The sequence below is a fragment of the Geodermatophilus sabuli genome (assembly GCF_900215145.1).
Lineage (GTDB): Bacteria > Actinomycetota > Actinomycetes > Mycobacteriales > Geodermatophilaceae > Geodermatophilus > Geodermatophilus sabuli.
In genome coordinates this window covers 371,609-388,030 of sequence record NZ_OBDO01000001.1, presented here as the reverse complement: position 1 = coordinate 388,030, position 16,422 = coordinate 371,609, and the positions used below count along the sequence as shown (strand labels likewise).

14 protein-coding genes and 1 tRNA gene are annotated in these 16,422 nt (G+C 72.7%); 6 read left to right on the top strand and 9 right to left on the bottom strand.

Translation table 11 applies throughout. From position 1 onward, the window contains the following. Positions 1–184: 184 nt before the first annotated feature. Positions 185–1,189: an ABC transporter substrate-binding protein gene (locus tag CRP39_RS01935; protein WP_245853501.1), complete on the bottom strand. Its 1,005-nt coding sequence runs from the start codon at positions 1,187–1,189 to the stop codon at positions 185–187. Positions 1,190–1,466: 277 nt separating this feature from the next. On the opposite strand from CRP39_RS01935, the gene CRP39_RS01930 reads away from it, so the two are divergent. The 5 genes from CRP39_RS01930 to CRP39_RS01910 all read left to right on the top strand — a co-directional run bounded on the left by CRP39_RS01930 (position 1,467) and on the right by CRP39_RS01910 (position 7,902). Further along, complete coding sequence (locus CRP39_RS01930; RefSeq protein WP_097203862.1) at positions 1,467–3,104, top strand: thiamine pyrophosphate-binding protein; 1,638 nt, start codon at positions 1,467–1,469, stop codon at positions 3,102–3,104. 56 nt (positions 3,105–3,160) lie between these two features. Continuing rightward, positions 3,161–4,372: a cytochrome P450 gene (locus CRP39_RS01925; protein WP_097203860.1), complete on the top strand. Its 1,212-nt coding sequence runs from the start codon at positions 3,161–3,163 to the stop codon at positions 4,370–4,372. A gap of 97 nt (positions 4,373–4,469) precedes the next feature. Then, positions 4,470–5,408: an intradiol ring-cleavage dioxygenase gene (locus tag CRP39_RS01920; RefSeq protein WP_097203858.1), complete on the top strand. Its 939-nt coding sequence runs from the start codon at positions 4,470–4,472 to the stop codon at positions 5,406–5,408. After that, entirely contained in the window at positions 5,405–6,544 is a 1,140-nt protein-coding gene (locus tag CRP39_RS01915) for a maleylacetate reductase (RefSeq protein ID WP_097203856.1), read from the top strand. The genes CRP39_RS01920 and CRP39_RS01915 overlap by 4 nt, the downstream gene beginning before the upstream one ends. Positions 6,545–6,696: 152 nt before the next feature. After that, a complete protein-coding gene (locus tag CRP39_RS01910) occupies positions 6,697–7,902 on the top strand; it encodes an FAD-dependent monooxygenase (RefSeq protein ID WP_097203854.1) in 1,206 nt (401 codons plus the stop codon). Between the two features lie 543 nt (positions 7,903–8,445). Here CRP39_RS01910 and CRP39_RS27930 read toward each other — a convergent pair. The 3 genes from CRP39_RS27930 to CRP39_RS01900 all read right to left on the bottom strand — a co-directional run bounded on the left by CRP39_RS27930 (position 8,446) and on the right by CRP39_RS01900 (position 9,477). Next, entirely contained in the window at positions 8,446–8,568 is a 123-nt protein-coding gene (locus CRP39_RS27930) for a hypothetical protein (protein WP_260179317.1), read from the bottom strand. A gap of 25 nt (positions 8,569–8,593) precedes the next feature. Then, entirely contained in the window at positions 8,594–9,019 is a 426-nt protein-coding gene (locus CRP39_RS01905) for a hypothetical protein (protein ID WP_143426514.1), read from the bottom strand. A 385-nt stretch (positions 9,020–9,404) separates the two neighbouring features. Further along, positions 9,405–9,477 (bottom strand) — tRNA-Asn (locus CRP39_RS01900). A gap of 138 nt (positions 9,478–9,615) precedes the next feature. Between CRP39_RS01900 and CRP39_RS01895 the strand changes: the two genes are divergently transcribed. Continuing rightward, positions 9,616–9,873 (top strand): hypothetical protein, encoded by a 258-nt coding sequence (locus CRP39_RS01895; RefSeq protein WP_097203850.1) that lies wholly within the window; start codon positions 9,616–9,618, stop codon positions 9,871–9,873. A 29-nt stretch (positions 9,874–9,902) separates the two neighbouring features. Here CRP39_RS01895 and CRP39_RS01890 read toward each other — a convergent pair whose 3' ends face one another. The 5 genes from CRP39_RS01890 to ppdK form a co-directional block, all read right to left on the bottom strand. Then, positions 9,903–10,484 carry a hypothetical protein gene (locus CRP39_RS01890; protein WP_097203847.1) on the bottom strand — a complete coding sequence of 194 codons (582 nt, stop codon included), beginning with the start codon at positions 10,482–10,484 and terminating at the stop codon, positions 9,903–9,905. Further along, on the bottom strand, positions 10,481–12,364 hold the full coding sequence (gene dnaG / locus CRP39_RS01885; RefSeq protein WP_097203846.1) for a DNA primase: 1,884 nt from the start codon (positions 12,362–12,364) through the stop codon (positions 10,481–10,483). Before dnaG ends, CRP39_RS01890 begins: the two co-directional genes overlap by 4 nt. Continuing rightward, complete coding sequence (locus tag CRP39_RS01880) at positions 12,364–12,873, bottom strand: hypothetical protein (protein WP_097203844.1); 510 nt, start codon at positions 12,871–12,873, stop codon at positions 12,364–12,366. Before CRP39_RS01880 ends, dnaG begins: the two co-directional genes overlap by 1 nt. 9 nt (positions 12,874–12,882) lie before the next feature. After that, positions 12,883–13,512 carry a YdcF family protein gene (locus tag CRP39_RS01875; protein ID WP_245853499.1) on the bottom strand — a complete coding sequence of 210 codons (630 nt, stop codon included), beginning with the start codon at positions 13,510–13,512 and terminating at the stop codon, positions 12,883–12,885. A 144-nt stretch (positions 13,513–13,656) separates the two neighbouring features. Next, positions 13,657–16,365, bottom strand: a complete 2,709-nt coding sequence (gene ppdK / locus CRP39_RS01870) for a pyruvate, phosphate dikinase (protein ID WP_097203842.1) — start codon at positions 16,363–16,365, stop codon at positions 13,657–13,659. Between the last annotated feature and the right edge of the window lie 57 nt (positions 16,366–16,422).

Sequence of the window (16,422 nt, the reverse complement as noted above, 5' to 3'; positions counted from 1 at the left end):
CGATCACCTCGTCGTTCCAGGATGGGTGGGGACTGGTCCGGTGATCCCGGAGGTGGGGTCGACTCGTCGGGGCGGGACACGGGTCGCCGGGCCGCCGGCCGGAGGACCTGCGCGTCGCGGCGCGCCGGTGGGGACGACCTCGTCCCCACCGGCGAGCCGGAGCGATGCGGGTGGGCGCCCGGGCTCACTGCACGATGATGCTCGAGACGTCGAACTCCTCGTCGATGACGTCGTACTCCAGCATGAGGTCGGCCATCTTCTGCAGCTGGTCCACATCCACCGTCGCGTCGAAGTCCGGCAGGGCCACCTGCTCCACGACCGGTGCGGGGACCTTCGTGTAGGTGGGCACCAACTCGACCAGGCGCTCGCGGTTGCCGTCGAGGTCGGTGATGGAGGCGTCGAGCGCCGTCCGGAACGCCTCGATGACATCGGGGTGCTCCTGCGCGTACTGCTCCGTGGTGAGCCACCCGGCCACGGGCATGCCCTCCACCGGCCCCTCGAACATCTTGAAGAGCACTCGGGCGCCACTGGCCAGCGCCGACGCCTGGAACGGCTCGACCTGCCAGATCGCGTCGACGTTGCCGGAGGACAGGGCGGCCGCCATGTCGGGGAACGGCAGCTCCACGTACTGGATGGTGGAGATGTCGACCCCGGCGTCCTCGAGGACCGCGTTGATGGCGATCGTGCCGATGTTGGAGAGGTTGACGACGGCGATGCGGGCGCCGCTCAGGTCCGCCGGGCCCTGGTAGGGAGCGTCCGGGGCGACCATGAGCGCGTGGTCGTCGGCCCCGACGTCGTTGCCGGCGATGATGCGCACGGGCAGGCCCTGCTGCGCAGCCAGCAGTGCAGACGTGTAGTTGCCGTAGGTGATGTCCAGTTCTCCGGCCACCAGGGAGGGGATCGCCTGGGCGCCACCCGCCGTCTGCTGGAGTTCCACGTCGAGGCCCGCGTCGGCGAAGTGCCCCGCCTCCTGGGCCTCGACGGCGGTCGCCGTGTGTACCAGCGGGAAGTAGCCGACCGTCAGCTGGGTCGGTCCGGCCTCCCCGCCGCCACCGCCGCCGTCGCCGGCACCGGCGGACGAGCCGCAGGCCGCGAGGACCAGCACAGCGATGGAACTCAGCACCGCACCGGCGAACCGTCGCGGCGAGCGCCGCGGACGGCTCCCCCCGCGGTCAGCGACCTCGATCAAGGACCTCTCCTCTCGGACCCGCCTGAGCGTGGCGACCGCCACAAGGCAGAGCATCAAGACCCGCCGAGGCGGACGTCCCACGGGTGTTCATTGGATGGACATCCATCTGCGAGGCGTCCCCTCCGGCTGGTCTGATCCACGGTGGAGGGACCCGGGCACGCAGCCCCACCGGCGCGGTGCCCACCGCACGGCCGTTCGAGCCGGCCCCCCACAGGCACGGGCACACCCGGCAGATCGCGACGGGCGCCGACGATCGAGGACAGAGGAGCGAACGACGATGCAGGTCGCAGAGGCAGTCGGGCGGACACTGGCCCAGCTCGGGGTGCGCCAGGTCTTCGGGGTCGTCGGCAGCGGCAACTTCCACGTCACCAACGCGCTGATCGCAGAAGGCGCCCGCTTCGTCGCGACGCGGCACGAGCACGGGGCCGCGGTGGCGGCCGACGCCTACGCCCGCGCCACAGGGGAGGTCAGCGTGGTCAGCCTGCACCAGGGGTGCGGCCTGACCAACGCCCTGACCGGCATCACCGAGGCGGCGAAGAGCCGCACGCCGGTCCTGGTCGTCACCGGTGACACGTCGCCAACCCAGTCGACGTCGAACTTCTGGATCGAGCAGGAGCTGACGGTGCGCGGGGTGGGCGCGACCTCCGAGCGCGTCCACGGCGCCGGGACGGCGGTGGCCGACGCGGCACGGGCATACTCCCGGGCCCTGCTGGAGCGGCGCACCGTCGTCCTCCACCTCGCTCTCGACGTGCAGAAGCAGGAGCTGGACTGGTCATCGGAGGCCGTCCCCGCACTCCCCGAACGGGTCGTGCCGACCGCCTCCGCGGACGGCGTGCGGCGGCTGGCGGATCTCCTGGCCGGTGCCGAGCGGCCCGTGCTGGTCGCCGGCCGCGGAGCCCTGGGCGCCAGAGCGGAGCTCGAGGAGCTCGCCGAGGCCTGCGGGGCGCTGCTGACCACCTCCGCCGTCGCGCGGGGCCTGTTCGTGGGCAACCCGTGGGACCTCGACGTGATGGGCGGCTTCGCGACCCCGACGGCAGCCGACCTGATCAGCGACGCCGATGTCCTCGTCTCGTTCGGAGCCGGCCTCAACACGTGGACGACGCGCGCCGGCGGGCTCATCGGCAAGGCCACCACCGTGGCGCAGGTCGACCTCGACCTGGCGGCCATCGGACACCATCGCGACGTCCAGCTCGGCATCCAGGGCGACTGTGCGTCGACGGCGGCGGCGGTCACCGCCGGGCTGACCGCCGCCGGCCCCGCCCGGGAGGGCTACCGCTCCCCTGCCGTGGCCGAGCGCCTCACCGCCGGACGGCGCTGGCAGGACGAGCCCTACGACGACACGTCCGACGGCGAGCGCATCGATCCCCGAACCCTGACCATCGCGCTGGACGAGATGCTGCCGCGCGAGCGGGTCGTCGTCCCCGACGGCGGCAACTTCAACGGCTACCCGGCGATGTTCTTGGAGGTCCCGGACAACCGCGGGTACTGCCTGCCCCTGGCCTTCCAGTCCATCGGCATGGCCCTGTCCGCGGCGATCGGCGCGGCGGTGGCGACGCCGGACCGGCTCACCGTCTGCGGCATCGGCGACGGCGGGTTCATGATGGCCCTCACCGAGCTGGACACCGCGGTGCGCCTGGCGCTGCCGCTGGTGGTCGTGGTCTACGACGACGCCGCGTACGGGGCCGAGGTGCACCACTTCCCCGGGTACCCCCAGGAGACGGTGGTCTTCCCCGACACCGACCTCGCCGCCATCGCACGCGGGTTCGGCTGCACCGGCGTGACCGTCCGCACCGTCGAGGACCTCGACCAGGTCCGGGCATGGCTGGCCGGGCCGCGCACTTCGCCGCTGCTGATCGACGCCAAGATCACCAGCTTCCCGTCGTGGGTGCTGGCGCACTCCTTCGCTGACGAGTGATCCCCCGGACCCCCGCGGTCCCTCTCCGCCGAGGCCCCTCGATCGAAAGGCAGGCCATGACGGCCACCGTCGACACCGGCACCGACCTCCCTACGAACAACACCGATCCCTTCAGCCATGAGGTGCTGGAGGACCCGGCGCCGCTGCACCACGAGCTGCGCGAGGCCGGCCCCGTCGTCCGGCTGACCGCCTACGGCGTGTACGCCCTCGCCCGTTACGAACAGGTCCACGCCGCTCTCGTGGACTGGCAGGGCTTCCAGTCCGCCGCCGGCGTGGGCCTGTCCAACTTCCGGTTCGAGGAGCCCTGGCGCCCGCCGAGCCTGCTGCTCGAGGCCGATCCCCCGCGGCACGACGCCCCGCGCCGTGTCCTGCAGAAGGTGCTCAGCCCCCGGTCCCTGCGGCGGCTCCGGGACCAGTGGCTGGCCGACGGCGACACGCTCGTGGAGGAGGTCCTCGCCCGCGGCACCGAGTTCGACGCCGTCCCTGCGCTGGCCGAGGCCTTTCCGCTGCGGGTGTTCCCGGACGCGGTCGGCCTCTCCCCCGAGGGACGGGAGAACCTGCTGCCCCTGGGCGACCACAACTTCAACGCCTTCGGCCCGGCGAACGACCTTGTTGCGAAGGGAGCGCCGCGGGTGGCGGAGCTGATGGGGTGGGCCACCGCCCGCTGCCAGCGCGACGCGCTGTCCCCAGGTGGATTCGGCGCGCAGATCTGGTCCGCGGCCGACCGCGGGGAGATCACCACACAGCAAGCTCCGCTGGTCACCCGCTCGCTGCTGCTCGCGGGCGTGGACACCACGGTGCACGGCCTGTCCGCCGTCCTCTACGCCTTCGCCACCAACCCCGACCAGTGGCGCCGCCTCCGGGCCCAGCCCGGTCTGGCGCGCGTCGCCTTCGACGAGGCGGTCCGCTGGGAGTCCCCGGTGCAGACCTTCTTCCGCACGGCCACCAGCGACATCCGCGTCGGCGAGCACGTGATCCCTGACGGCCAGAAGATCCTCATGTTCCTGGGGGCGGCCAACCGCGACCCGCGACGATGGACGGACCCGGACGTCTTCGACCTCGGACGCGACCCCTCCGGCCACGTGGGCTTCGGGATGGGCATCCACCAGTGCATCGGCCAGCACGTCGCGCGCCTGGAGGCCGAGGCTCTGCTGACCGCCCTGGCCAAGCGGGTGCGCACCATCGAGCTGGCCGCGCCGACGAAGCGGCACCACAACAACACGCTGCGCGCCTGGGCCAGCATCCCGCTCCGCGTGGGGCTCGCGTGACGGCGGCGGCGTCGGTCCCGGTCGGCGACGTCGGCCTGGGTGACCCGTACCCCACCGCCACGAGCCGTCTGACCGGCGGGATCGAGGAGGAACTGGCATGAGCGGTCGCGAGCTGTTCACCGAGGAGGGGTCGGCGGAGGTGGTGGCGGCGAGCTTCGCCGACACCCCGGATCCGCGGTTGCGACGGGTGCTGACCTCGCTGGTGCACCACCTGCACGCGTTCGTCAAGGACGTCGAGCTGACCGAGGAGGAGTGGGGGTTCGCGATCGACTTCCTCACCCGCACCGGGCACATGAGCAACGAGGTGCGGCAGGAGTTCATCCTGCTCTCCGACGTCCTCGGCGTCTCGATGCTGGTGGAGACGATCAACCACCGCACCGGCGGCGCCTCGACCGAGTCGACGGTGCTGGGCCCGTTCCACATGGTGGAGTCCCCGAAGCGCGAGCTGGGCGAGAACGTCAACCTGGACGGCAAGGGCACCCCGTGCCTGGTGTCGGGGCAGGTGACCGGCCCGGACGGCGAGCCGCTGGCCGGGGCGGTGGTGGACGTGTGGCAGACCAACGAGGACGGCTTCTACGACGTCCAGCAGCCCGGCATCCAGCCGGCCGGGAACCTGCGCGGGCTGTTCACCGCCGACGACGAGGGCCGGTTCTGGTTCCGGTCGGTGGTGCCGCGCTTCTACCCGATCCCCGACGACGGGCCGGTCGGGCAGCTCCTGGCCGCCACCGGCCGGCACCCCAACCGCCCGGCGCACCTGCACTTCATCGTCGCCGCTCCCGGCTACCGGCCGGTCACCACCCACGTGTTCGTCGCCGACAGCCCCTACCTGGACTCCGACGCGGTGTTCGGGGTCAAGGAGAGCCTGATCCGGGACGTGCCCGAGGTCGACGACCCGGCCCGGGCGGCCGAGCTGGGCCTGCCCAACCCGTTCAGGACACTCACCTTCGACCTGACGCTGCTGCGGGCCGACCAGGCCCCGCCGGCCGCGCAGCCGGCCGAAGCGCAGCCGACCGTGGTGCGGGGGGCGCCGTCGTGATCGCCCCGTTCACCTACTCCGCGCTGCCCATGCGGGTGGTGTTCGGCCCCGGCTCGCTCGCCGCACTGCCCGATGAGGTCGCGGCCCTCGGCCTGACCCGGGTGCTCGTGCTCTGCTCCCCGGAGCAGGAGGTCACCGGCAAGCAGGTCGCCGACGCGCTCGGCGACCGCGCGGCCGGTGTGCTGCCCGAGGCGCGCATGCACGTGCCGGTCGAGGTCGCCCGGCGGGCCCGCGAGCTGGCCGCCGAGCTGGGCGCCGACGGCTGTGTCGCCGTGGGCGGCGGGTCGGCGGTCGGGCTGGGCAAGGCCATCGCGCTGGAGCACGACCTGCCGGTCATCGCCGTGCCGACGACCTACGCCGGGTCGGAGATGACCCCGGTCTGGGGGCTGACCGAGGGCGGGCAGAAGCGGACCGGCCGGGATCTCCGGGTGCTGCCGAGGAGCGTGCTGTACGACCCGGAGCTCACCCTCTCCCTGCCCGCCGGGTTGTCGGCGACCAGCGGGATGAACGCAATCGCGCACGCCGTCGAGAGCCTGTACGCCCCCGACGCGACGCCGATCGTCTCGCTGATGGCCGAGGAGGGCACCCGGGCGCTGGCCGCCGCGCTGCCCCGGGTGGTCGCCGACGGCGGAGACCTCGACGCCCGCGGGGAGGCGCAGTACGGGGCCTGGTTGTGCGGGGCGGTGCTGGCCGCCACGACGATGTCGCTGCACCACAAGCTCTGCCACACCCTGGGCGGCACCCTCGACCTCCCGCACGCGCAGACACACACCGTCGTCCTGCCGCACGCGCTCGCCTACAACTCCCCGGCCGCCCCGGACGCGGTCGCCGCACTCACCCGGGCGCTGGGCGGCGTGCCGGACCCGGCGCGGGAGCTGTGGGAGCTCGCCGGCCGGCTCGACGCCCCACGCTCCCTGCGGGAACTCGGCATGGCCGAGGACGACGTCCCCCGCGTCGCCGCGCTCGCGGCCGAGCGCCCGTACGCCAATCCCCGCCCGGTCACGGCCGCCGGCGTCGAGGACCTGCTCCGTGCGGCGTGGACCGGCGCTCCACCGTCCCGTTCGTCGGATGGACACGACGATTCCCAGCCGGGTCCCGTCCGCCGACCATCGGCTCGTACCGGGTCCCCAGGGTGACCGGTCCGCCCCGAGGAGTTGCCTCCGCGCCCCTGCCGCTCCAGCTCCACGAGCCCAGCCGACAGGCACTGCTCCGCCGCGCACCTGACCGACCTGCAGATCCGCACGCAACCGACAACGTCCCCATCACCGAAGAGGGAGCTCACACCGCGATGGTCGCTTCGTCTGCCGGCACACCACGCATCGCCATCGTCGGCGGCGGCATCGGTGGCCTCGCGGCCGCTGCCTTCCTCCACCGAGCAGGCCTGCCCGCGGTGGTCTACGAGCAGGCCCAGGAGCTCAAGGAGGTCGGCGCAGGCCTGGTCCTGGCGCCCAACGCCGTCCGCCTCGTGCGCCGGCTGGGCGCCCTGGACGCGTTGCTCGACCGCGCGGTCCCGCTGGACGTGGGATGGGAGTTCCGCCGCTGGGCCGACGGCCGGGTGCTGTCCGCCGAGGACCTGGCCGGCTCCTGCGAACGCCTGTACGGCGAGCGCACCTACACCGTCCACCGGGCCGACCTGCTGAGCGCCATCTCGTCGGCCGTGCCTACGGGCGCGGTCCAGCTGGGACGGCGCTGCACCGCCATCTCGATCCACGGCGACTCCGCCGTGCTGACCTTCACCGACGGCACCTCCGTCGAGGCCGACGTCGTGATCGGTGCGGATGGGGTGCACTCGACCGTGCGGGGGGTGGTGACCGAGCCCTCCCCCGCGACGTACTCGGGCATGTCCGCGTTCCGCGCCCTCGTGCCGGCCGACCAGGCCCCCGACTTCGCCCGCCGTCGCGCGCAGACGCTGTGGATCGGCCCCGACCACCACCTGGTGCACTACCCGGTCTCCGGCGGGAACGCGGTCAACCTGGTGGCGTTCGCCCCGGCCGGGGACTTCACCGTCGAGTCCTGGAGCGCCACCGCCACCGTGGAGGAGTTCCTCGCCGAGTTCGCCGGCTGGGACCCCCGCCTGCAGGACCTCATCCGGCAGGCCGGCACCCCGGGCCGCTGGGCCCTGCTGGACCGCGAGCCGCTCGACCGCTGGAGCCGTGGCCCCGTCACGCTCCTCGGCGACGCCGCCCACCCGATGTTCCCCTTCTTCGCCCAGGGCGCCGCGCAGTCCATCGAGGACGCCGCCGTGCTGGCCCGCTGCCTCGCCGACGACCCGGCCGCCCCGGCCCGCGCGCTGCAGCGGTACCAGTCGCTGCGGATCGGGCGCACCACCCGGCTGCAGGAGATCAGCCACGCCCGTGCGCACGTGAACCACCTGCCCGACGGCCCCGAGCAGGAGGCCCGCGATGCCGCGCTGGCCGCCGCGGACCCCCTGGTCCAGAGCGGCTGGATCTATGCCTACGACCCCGACACAGCAGAGGCGGGAGCCGCTGTGTGACACCTCGACGGTCGACCCCTTTCCCGGGTCATCGCCGCCCAGTTGGCCGGCACGCGGTGCACGAGTGCGGCGCGCGCTTCCGAGTCTGACCGGCGCGGGCAGCGCAGGTCGGCGGAAGTCGGCCAGCCCGACACCCATCCTGGACGGGTTGGCGTGGCCTCGTGGTGCTCACATCGCCCGTCGGAGAGCAGTCAGGGGCCGTTCCGGACGCTCCGGAACGGCCCCTGTGCTGCGGTTTCCCACCGTTGGGCAGTCAGGATTCGAACCTGCGACCCCTTGACCCCAGCCGTCGGCTGCATGTTCCTTCACGTTCACCCGAGTCCATCAGTGCAGGTCGACCGGGATACCGAACGAGCCCGGACGACGGCAGCAGGCAGTCCTCATCGGCTTCCGGGACATCGAGGGTGGGAGATCAAGAAGTTCCGCATCCAGATCGAGGGGCTGAAGGTTCGTTTGGCTTCCGCGCCGCGAGACGGGTGTCACCGTCATCAGGCACGAAGGGGCGTGATCGATGCCTTCAAGCACGGCGCGGTTGCACGCTCCTCACACGGTCGGAGCCCTCGTGTCGAGGATCCGCAGGAGCAGGTCGGCCAACAGCACGACTTCCGAGGCCAGCGTGGGGTCGCTGTAGTCAACCTGCCGATGGCTCGGCGGGTTCTTGAACACGCCGATCCGCCCTGAAACAGGTTCATCAACAGCCAGCTCGTACTCCCCCAGCAGGAACCTGGCTCCGGACTCGCTGAGCGATGCTCGGGTGCAAATCGATAACCAGCCGCACTTGAGCCCGCAGCAAGGCGGGCCCAGCAGTCGACTCCAAGACTTCCCGGCCCTTGCGCGTGATGAAGTGTCCGTTGTTGTTCGGAGGAGGATCCTCCGACAGCAGGCCATGGAGGACGAGCCAGTCGAAGGCCTCGGCGAGGGCGCGGATCACCGAACTGGCCTGCGCCTCTGGCACGCCGTTCCTGTGGTACGCCTGCCGGGCGTAGATCAGCTCGCTGCGGCGGTCCGGCTGAACACTCGTCCGCTGGTAATTCCGCAACAGGTGCAGCGCAACTTGCTCTACCGGCCAGGCGAGCGCCTTCTCCACTTCGACCGGTACACCCCACGTCTGTGTCACGGCGCGAGGCTGCGAGGTGCTAGTGACGCGAAGACGGGCCTCGCGTTTTGACTCGGCCTCACCCGCAGGCGTCGCTGAAGCCGCCTGCAGACGCACTGCAACGCCCTCGCCAACCGGCCACCACTGTCCTGCGTCGACCAGGAGTCTGACCAATGCCCCGTCATCCCGACTGCAGGTTCACAAGATCAAGTGCCACACACCTCTTGCCGGCGGGCTGAGCGACACGCACACGCGAGGCCTTGAGGTCACGGCACCCTCGCCCACAGCTACGGCCCTCGCCCACGACCACGACCGGGATCAAGGGCTGACCAGATACGAGAAGTGGGGACAAATGGGGTCAGTTAGCCGCGCTAACGCCAAGGCAGGCCCCTGACCTGCGGTGATGCTCCCCCGACTGGACTCGAACCAGTAACCCTGCGATTAACAGTCGCATGCTCTGCCAATTGAGCTACGGGGGATGGGCGGGACGGACCCGCGCGCAGGGACGAGAGTACCCGACGCCGTCCCGAGCCCGGCGCAGGGGCCTTCACGTCGCGCGTCGCCCCGGGTCACGGCTACGGTGACCATCCGTTCCCCCGATCCAGCAGGAGGTCCCCGTGGCGAAGCTGTCCTTCCTCGCCGGCTTCGGTGCCGGGTACGTGCTCGGCGCGAAGGCGGGCAAGGAGCGATACGAGCAGATCCGCAGGGCGTGGTCGAACGCCAAGGACAACCCGCAGCTGCAGGGCGTGGCAGGCATGGCCCAGGCCCGTGCCGACGCCGTGGTGAACTCCGTCAAGACCCGCATGGGCCGCGACACCGGCCCGGACCGCCCGACGGGACCCACCGCTCCGGGGCCGGTGCCCCCGCCGCGCTGACCCAGGCGCGCTGACCCAGCCGCGCCGGGTCAGACCACCTGGTCGGCGGCGACGGCCTCGGCGAGCTTCTGGCGGGCGGTCTCCCGCGCCACCGGGTCACCGCGGTCGGCGTCGTCGTCGAAGACGACGGTCCACTCCCGCGCCGCCTGACCGGGCACCCGCCGCGCGACCAGCACCGCCTCGCCCCGTCCGGGCAGCGGTACCCGCCGGCTGGCGACCACCGTCTGGTCCACCCGCCGTCGGACGACGGCCGGCAGGTCACCGGCGTCGCTGAGCGCGTGCCGCTCCACCGGCAGCCGCGCCTGCACCCCCGGTTCCACCTCGCTCAGCGCGGTCACCTCGAACCGGCCGCCACCGTCGGCGGTCGCCGTCCAGCGGGCGGAGGCCACCTCGTGCCACGGCAGGACGCCGACGCCCCCGGCCTCGGGCAGCGGCAGGCCGGCCGGCACCCGGCGCAACCCCCGCGACGTCGCGACCAGCCAGCCCTCCTCGCGCACCAGCGCACCCCAGGCGAGCACCCGCTCGTCGGGATCGCTCGACGCGAGCACGACGGCGCGCACGGGCTCCGGCGGCCGGCTGAACCGCCGGCGCACCCGGTCGAGGATCGTCACTGCGCCAGGCCGCCCATCGCCCGCTGCCGCAGCGAGATCGCCTGCTGTTCCAGCGCCATCAGCTGGCTGAAGGCCCTCATGTACTCGTCGGCGGCCTCGACCGGGTTCATCCGCTGCAGTCGACCCTTGAGCGCGGCGACCTGGCGCACCGTGTGCATCTCCTCCAGCCGCGCCAGCACCGCGCTCACGTAGGCGGCGTCGGCCTCGTGGGCCGAGCGCAGCGGCTCGACGGCGAGCGCGGTGAGCTGGGCCCGGGCGGTCTCGCTGGTGCAGTGCGCGGCGACCTCGTCCAGCCAGGCCGGGCCGGTGACGCGGGTGGCCGCCGCTCCCCCGGTGCCGGCGACCGCCGCGGCCACCGCCGCATAGTCGGGGTCGGTGTAGGCCTCGACCGGGATCGCGTCGAACACCGGCCCGGCGAGCTCGGGCACCTGCAGCGCCGTCTTCACCGCCTCACGCTCCACGGCCACGGCGATGTCGTCCGGCGACCGTTTCGGGGTGCGGGCACGAGAGCGCTGGGGTGCCGCGCCCTCCCCCGTCAGCCGGCGCACCCGCTCGAGCACCTCGGCCTCGTCGGTGTTGCCGATCATCCCGGCGAGCTGGCGGGCGTAGGCCGGGCGCAGCGCGTGGTCCTTGATCTGCGCGACCAGCGGGACCGTCTTCTCCAGCGCCGCGACCCGGCCCTCCACGGTGTCGAGGTCGTAGCCGGCCAACGTCGTCTTCAGGACGAAGGCGATCAGCGGCGTCCGCCGGGCCACGAGGTCCCGGACAGCCGCGTCGCCGTGGGTCTGCCGCAGCTCGCACGGGTCACGGCCGTCGGGCTCGACGGCGACGAAGGTCTGGCCGACGAACCGCTGGTCCTCGGCGAAGGTCTTCATCGCCGCGTTCTGCCCCGCCGCGTCGCCGTCGAAGGTGTAGATGACCTCACCGCGGAACTCGTCCTGGTCCATCAGCAGCCGGCGCAGCACGCCGATGTGCTCGACGCCGAACGCCGTGCCGCACGAGGCCACCGCGGTGGTGACGCCGGCGAGGTGGCAGGCCATCACGTCGGTGTAGCCCTCGACCACCACGGCCTGGGAGCGGCGGGCGATGTCGCGCTTGGCGCGGTCGACGCCGTAGAGCACGGTGCTCTTCTTGTAGAGCGGGGTCTCCGGGGTGTTGAGGTACTTGGGGCCCGGGTCGTCGTCCATCAGCTTGCGCGCGCCGAAGCCGATGACGTCGCCGGTGATGTCGCGGATCGGCCAGACCAGCCGGCGGTGGAACCGGTCGATCAGCGTGCCGCGGGAGGACTCCTTGGCCAGCCCGGCCGTGACCAGCTCCGGCTGGGTGTAGCCCTTGCCGCGCAGGTGGCGGGTCAGCGCATCCCAGCCGCCGGGGGCGTAGCCGCACCCGAAGTCCAGCGCCACCTGCCGGTCGAAGCCGCGGTCGGCGAGGAACTGCCGGGCCGGCGCCGCCTCGGGCGTGCCGAGCTGCTCGGCGTAGAAGGCCGCCGCGGCGGTGTTGGCCGCGACCAACCGGGCCCGCTGCCCGGTCTGTTCCCGGGACGGCGCCCCCGTGGGCCGGCCTCCGTCGTCCTCGTAGTGCAGCTCGACGTTGGCCCGCCCGGCCAGCAGCTCGACCGCCTCGGTGAAACTCAGATGGTCGATCTGCTGGATGAAAGAAATGACATCTCCGCCGACTCCGCAACCAAAACAATGGAACAGATTTCTCGACGGGGTGACGTGGAAGGACGGCGACTTCTCGTCGTGGAACGGGCAGAGGCCCTTCAGGCTGCCGCCACCCGCGCGCTTGAGCTGCAGGTGCTCGCCGACGATCTCGTCGATCTTGCTGCGCTCGCGGACCAGCGCGATGTCCGCGGCGCGGATGCGTCCCCGGCCGGCCATCAGCTGCTCCCGGCCACGGCGCCACCGGTGACGGCGGCCGTCGTCGCCGCCTGGTCGCGGCGGCCCATCACCAGCGCCAGCCACAGCAGGAAGACCTGGTGGTCCAGCGGCAGCGACTCCTCCGCGGTCAGCGTCGGCCGCGGCGACCAGCCGCCGGTCGTCCCGGTCTCGGCGACCACGCGACCGCCGACCCGGTAGCGGTGCCCACCCTTCCAGCGGGACACCACCTCGGCCTGCACCGGCGTCCCCTCCAGGTCGGCCTCCCAGGCGCCCTTCCAGAACGACGTCTGTCGCGCCCGCAGGCGGGCGGTGTCCTCCGGGTCGGCCGCCCAGCGGCCGGTGAGTTCCCTCTTGCGCCTGGCGAGCACCCACTCGCGGTCACCGACGACGGCCGTGGCCGCCTCCTTCCAGGTCGACGCCCGCAGCGTGGCGACGACGACGTCGTCGCGCAGCACGGGCAGCACACCCTTGCCGACTCCGGCCGAGCCGGCCTTCCCGAGTACCAGCACGGGCCCTCCTCAGCCGATCCCGGGCGCGCCGGCGACGCTCTCGCCGGTCGCGCGGTAGAGCAGGTACGCCGCCGTCTCGCGCAGGATGTAGCGGAACTGCGTGGTGCGGGTCTGCACCGCCGGGCCCTGGCGGGTGGGCGAGCTGTCCGCGGCGATGCCGGCGTCCTCGGCCATCCGCTCCGCCCGCATGGCGTGCCACGGATCGGTGACCAGCACCGCCGAGCCCCAGCCGCGCTCGTCGAACGCCGCGGAGACCGCGCGCATGCTCTCCAGCGTGTCGACGCCCTCCTGCACCGGCAGCAACGCGTCCCCCGGCACGCCGGCCTCGGCCAGGTAGTCCCGCCCGGCCTCGGCCTCGGTGAACTGGTCGCCGGCGGCCTTGCCCCCGACGGTCACGATCACCGGCGCGACGCCGGCCTCGTACAGCCGCAGCGCGTGCTCCAGCCGGGCCTCGAAGATCGACGACGGGACGCCGTTGTACTGGGCCGACCCGAGCACGACGATCGCGTCCGACGCCGGCCGGGAGTCCTGCCGCGCCGTCCACCAGATGGCCGTGGCGGTGGAGACGACGAGCAGGAAGAACGCCAGGACGGCGGCGCCGACCGCCCGGCCCACCAGGCTCCCCGCACGCACCGCCACGCGTCATGGGTACCACGCGCCGCTGTCGGTACGGGGCGTCCGGGGACCGTGCGTCGGCCCACCCCGGCCGCGCCACAGGCGTTCCCGGCCCCGGTGCAGGGGCCCGCGCCGAGCCGGCGAGGCGTGGGGCACCCGGGTCCGCTTTCAGGAGCCGGCGCGTTCCCCTCCCAGCGCGGCCCGGCCGGCCTCCAGCCGGGCGACGGGTACGCGGAACGGCGAGCAGGACACGTAGTCCAGCCCCACCTGGTGGAAGAAGTGCACCGAGTCCGGGTCGCCGCCGTGCTCGCCGCAGACGCCGAGCTTGAGGTCCGGCCGGGCCCGGCGGCCGCCCTCGACGCCGATCTCCACGAGCCGGCCGACGCCCGGACGGTCCAGCGACTCGAACGGGGAGACCCCGAAGATCCCCTTGTCCAGGTAGGCGTGGAAGAACGCCGCCTCGACGTCGTCCCGGGAGAAGCCCCACGTCATCTGGGTGAGGTCGTTGGTGCCGAAGGAGAAGAACGCCGCCGACTGGGCGATCTCCTCGGCGGTCAGCGCGGCCCGCGGGACCTCGATCATCGTGCCGATGAGGACGTCGAGCTCGACGCCGCACTCCTCGAACACCGCGGCCAGCACCTGCTCGGACTCCTCGCGGATCGCCTCGAGCTCCTGCACCGCGCCGACCAGCGGGATCATGATCTCCGGCCGCGGATCACCACCGGCCGCCTTGCGCTCGCAGGCCGCCTCGGCGATGGCCCGCACCTGCATGGCGAACAGCCCCTTGACCACCAGGCCGAGCCGCACACCGCGCAGCCCGAGCATCGGGTTCTGCTCGTGCAGCCGGCGGACGGCGGCCAGCAGCCGCAGGTTGGCCTCGTCGGGGTGCCCCTGCGCCTCGGCGACCGCGACCCGCACCGAGAGGTCGGTGAGGTCGGGCAGGAACTCGTGCAGCGGCGGGTCGAGCAGGCGCACGGTCACCGGCAGCCCGTCCATCGCCTCGAAGATCTCGCCGAAGTCCTTCTTCTGCAGCGGCGCCAGCGCGTCGAGGGCCTGCTGCTTGCCCTCGTCGTCCTCGGCCAGGATCAGCTTCTCCACCAGCTGCCGTCGGTCGCCGAGGAACATGTGCTCGGTCCGGCACAGGCCGATGCCGCGGGCGCCGAAGCGCCGGGCCCGCGCGGAGTCCTCGGGGGTGTCGGCGTTGGTGCGCACCTGGAGCCGGCGCACCTCGTCGGCGTGGCCGAGGACGCGGTGCACGCTGCGCACGAGATCGTCGGCGTCGTCGGACCCGGGGTCGATCTCGCCCTCGAAGTAGCGGACCACCGACGACGGCTCGACCGGCACCTCGCCCAGCCACACCTTGCCGGTGGAGCCGTCGATGGAGATGACGTCGCCCTCGCTCACCTCCGTGCCACCCGGCGCGGTGAACCGCTTCGCCTTGGTGTCCACCTGCAGCTCCTCGGCGCCGCAGACGCAGGTCTTGCCCATGCCCCGCGCGACGACGGCGGCGTGCGAGGTCTTGCCGCCGCGGCTGGTGAGCACGCCCTCGGCGGCGATCATCCCGGAGAGGTCGTCGGGGTTGGTCTCGCGGCGGACCAGGACCACCTTCTCCCCGCGGGCCGCCCACTCGACGGCGGTCTCGGAGGAGAACACCGCCCGGCCCACGGCCGCGCCCGGCGAGGCGTTCATGCCCTGGGTGAGCTGGGTGGCGTCCCCACCGGAGACGAAGCGGGGGAACATCAGCTGGGCCAGCTGGTCGCCGGTCACCCGGCGGACGGCCTCGTCCATGTCGATGAGGCCCTCGTCGACCAGCTGGGTGGCGATCACGAAGGCCGCGGCCGCCGTCCGCTTGCCCACGCGGGTCTGCAGCATCCACAGCTTGCCGCGCTCGATGGTGAACTCGATGTCGCACAGGTCGCGGTAGTGCGCCTCCAGCCGGGCCATGATGTCCATGAGCTCGCCGTAGGACGCCTGGTCGATCCGCTCGAGCTCGGTCAGCGGCACGGTGTTGCGGATGCCGGCGACCACGTCCTCGCCCTGCGCGTTCTGCAGGTAGTCGCCGTAGACGCCCTGCGCTCCGCTGCCCGGGTCACGGGTGAACGCCACACCGGTGCCCGAGTCGGGCCCGAGGTTGCCGAACACCATGGCGCACACGTTGACCGCGGTGCCGGCGTCGCTGGGAATGCGCTCGCGGCGGCGGTAGAGGATCGCCCGCTCGGAGTTCCAGGAGTCGAAGACGGCGTTGATCGCGAGGTCCATCTGCTCGCGCGGGTCCATCGGGAAGTCGCGGCCGCACTGCTCGGCGACGATCGCCTTGAACCGGCCGACGACGTCCTCCAGGTGCGCGGCGTCGAGGTCCAGGTCGGACTCGGTGCCCTGCTCCCGCTTCACCTCGTCGAGGGCGTGCTCGAACAGCTCGCCGTCGATGCCGAGCACGGTCCTGCCGAACATCTGGATCAGCCGGCGGTAGGAGTCCCAGGCGAAGCGCTCGCTGCCGGACTGGACGGCCAGCCCGCGGACCGAGTCGTCGTTGAGGCCGACGTTGAGGACGGTCTCCATCATCCCGGGCATGGACGCCGCCGCCCCGGACCGCACCGACACCAGCAGCGGGTCGGACGGGTCGCCCAGCGTCTTGCCCATCGCCTTCTCCAGCGCCGTCAGGTGCTCGCTGACCTGGTCGCCGAGGTCCGGCGGGGTGCTGCCGTGCTCGAGGTAGTGCCGGCAGGCGTCGGTGGTGATGGTGAAGCCGGGTGGCACCGGCAGCCCGAGGTTGGTCATCTCGGCGAGGTTGGCGCCCTTGCCGCCGAGCAGGTCCTTCTGGTCCTTGCTGCCCTCACTGAAGTCGTAGACCCAGGTCGTCGGTCCCGCTCCGCCCACCGTGCACCTCCGCGCTCGTCCGCCGGCTGCGATCCGCGTGCCGGGATGGTGGCGCGC

Coding starts and splice junctions, on each gene's coding strand:
- CRP39_RS01930 (WP_097203862.1), top strand. CDS start 1,467: ATGCAGGTCGCAGAGGCAGTCGGGCGGACACTGGCCCAGCTCGGGGTG.
- CRP39_RS01925 (WP_097203860.1), top strand. CDS start 3,161: ATGACGGCCACCGTCGACACCGGCACCGACCTCCCTACGAACAACACC.
- CRP39_RS01920 (WP_097203858.1), top strand. CDS start 4,470: ATGAGCGGTCGCGAGCTGTTCACCGAGGAGGGGTCGGCGGAGGTGGTG.
- CRP39_RS01910 (WP_097203854.1), top strand. CDS start 6,697: ATGGTCGCTTCGTCTGCCGGCACACCACGCATCGCCATCGTCGGCGGC.
- dnaG (WP_097203846.1), bottom strand. CDS start 12,364: ATGGCCGGCCGGGGACGCATCCGCGCCGCGGACATCGCGCTGGTCCGC.